The 2,292-nt window shown below is 68.0% G+C and carries 2 protein-coding genes; both read right to left on the bottom strand.

Annotation, left to right across the window (positions count from 1 at the left end):
* A partial coding sequence (locus JNN06_RS11345) for a biotin/lipoyl-binding protein (RefSeq protein WP_291239704.1) occupies positions 1-344 on the bottom strand: 344 nt, incomplete at its 3' end.
* A 160-nt stretch (positions 345-504) separates the two neighbouring features.
* Positions 505-2,253, bottom strand: a complete 1,749-nt coding sequence (locus JNN06_RS11340) for a type I secretion system permease/ATPase (RefSeq protein WP_291239703.1) — start codon at positions 2,251-2,253, stop codon at positions 505-507.
* Between the last annotated feature and the right edge of the window lie 39 nt (positions 2,254-2,292).

The following is a 2,292-nucleotide window of genomic DNA, read 5'->3' as shown; positions in this document are numbered from 1 at the left end:
GCGGTCAGGCGGGCGCGGCGGGCCATCAGCTCGAAAAGCTGCCCCTCGACGATCGCCAGTTCCGAGCGGCGGTCGGCGCCATCGAGCTGGATCAGCAGATCGCCCGCCTGCACGGCCTGGCCTTCCTTCACCTGAATATCGGCCACCACGCCGCCATCCGGGTGCTGCACCACCTGACGGTGGCTTTCGACCTCGATCTGGCCCGAGGCGACCACGGCGCCCGCGATATTGGTGGTGACGCTCCACACCCCAAAGCCGCCCAGCAGCACGGCCAGCGTGCCCATGCCCAGCCAGATATGGCGCCGGGCCGACCAGGTGCGGGCCGCAGGATCGGGCTGCGCCAGCGAGCCGGGCATGGGCGCGCGCGGCGGGCCGGGCGGTTTGGGCGCGGTGGCGACCGGCACGGCAGTGCCTTCGATGATGGCGGGCTTGGGGGTTTGGGGATCGGTGGTCATGGGATGCTCCGGGATACTGGGCAGGGGGACAAGGGGGGCAGGCGCCCCCTCAGGTCACCCCGCCGGGGCCGGAGTTGCGGCTGATCTCGGCATGGTTTTTCACCATTTCCCGCAGCACCTGATCGCGCGGGCCAAAGGCGCGGCGGGTGCCGTCTTCGATCACCAGCAGCAATTCGCATTCCTGAATGGCGGCCGGGCGATGCGCCATGATGAGGATGGCGCAGCCCGCCGCCTTCATCTGCTTGATCGCCTCGTTCAGCGCGACCGAGCCTTCATTGTCGAGGTTGGAGTTCGGCTCGTCCAGCACCACGATCACCGGATCGCCATAGAGCGCGCGGGCGAGGCCGATGCGCTGGATCTGGCCGCCCGACAGCCGCCCGCCAAGGGCTGATACGCGGGTGTCATAGCCATCGGGCAGGCGCAGGATCATGTCATGGGCGGCAGCTTTCCTGGCGGCCTCCACCACTTTCAGCCCATCGGGATTGCCTTGCAGACGCGCGATGTTCTCGGCAATCGTGCCTTCAAACAGCGTCACGCGCTGCGGCAGATAGCCGATATAGCTGCCCAGAACGTCGGGGTCATATTGCTCCAGCGCGGCGCCATCCAGCCGGACCTTGCCGCCTGCCGGTTTCCACACGCCGATCAGCGCGCGGGCCAGGGTGGATTTGCCCGAACCCGACGGCCCGATGACGCCAAGCGCCTGTCCCGGCTCCAGCCGGAAATTCACCATGCGCAGCGTGGCATGGTTGTCACCCGGCGGTACCACGGTCAGGTTCTGCGCCTCCAGCAGGGCGCGGGGGCGGGGCAGGTTGATGCGGCCCGCCTCAACCGGCACGCGGCTGTAAAGCTCGGCCAGACGGGCCCAGCCTTCCTGCGCGCGCTGCACCACCGCCCATTGGCCCACGGCCACCTCGATGGGCGACAGCGCCCGGCCCATCAGGATGGAACCGGCGATCATCGCGCCCGAGGACAATTCGCCCCGCAGCACCTGCCAGGCCGCAAGCCCCAGCATGGCAGATTGCAGGACTTGCCGGAAGGTCTTGGTCAGGATCGAGTAAACGCCGCCGGTATCGGCAGCATTGATGCTTTCCGACAGCGAGGCGCCGCGCGCGCGCTGCCAGCGGGCAAAGCCCGCCTCGCGCATGCCAAGCGCCTGCACCACCTCGGATTCGGCCTTCAGGTTGTCGGCCATCCGCTCGGCGGTGAGGGTGGCGCTGTTGGCCTTGGCCAGCGGCAGTTTGGTGGCGCGCTGGTTCAGCACGGTCACGATGATCAGGATCACGCCGCCCGCCACCGACAGCCAGCCCATCATCGGGTGGAAGATGAAGATGGCGCCCAGAAACAGCGGCACGAAGGGCACATCGAACACCGCCAGCAGCACGGGCGAGGCAAACAGGCGCTGGATCGCCTCCAGATCGCGCTGCGCGGCGGCGGCGGCGGGATCGCCGGGGGCGACCTGCGCGCGTTTCAGCGCGGCTTCAAAGGTGCGGCGGTCCAGCCTTGCCTGAAAGGCGGCCCCCACCCGCGCCATGACCCGGCCCCGCGCATGGTCCAGAATGCCCATGACCAGAAACAGAAAGACAATCAGCGCCGTCAGCGCGAAAAGCGTGGGTTCCGACCGCGAGCCCAGCACCCGGTCATAGACCTGAAGCATGTAAAGCGGCCCGGTCAGCAGCAGCAGGTTCACCACCACGCTGAACAGGAACACTGCCAGGATCAGGCCATTCGATTCCCGGCGGGCCGCCCGCAGTTCTGCCAGACCCGGCGTGATGTTGAGGCCGATCTCATTGCGGCTCATGACTGCACTCTCCCACATTGGCCAGTTCCGGGGCCAGTT

This window comes from Gemmobacter sp. (genome assembly GCF_016792925.1).
In the GTDB taxonomy this organism is placed as follows: Bacteria; Pseudomonadota; Alphaproteobacteria; order Rhodobacterales; family Rhodobacteraceae; genus Gemmobacter.
Note: the sequence above shows the minus strand (reverse complement) of the source record. Positions and strands in the feature narration are given on the sequence as shown.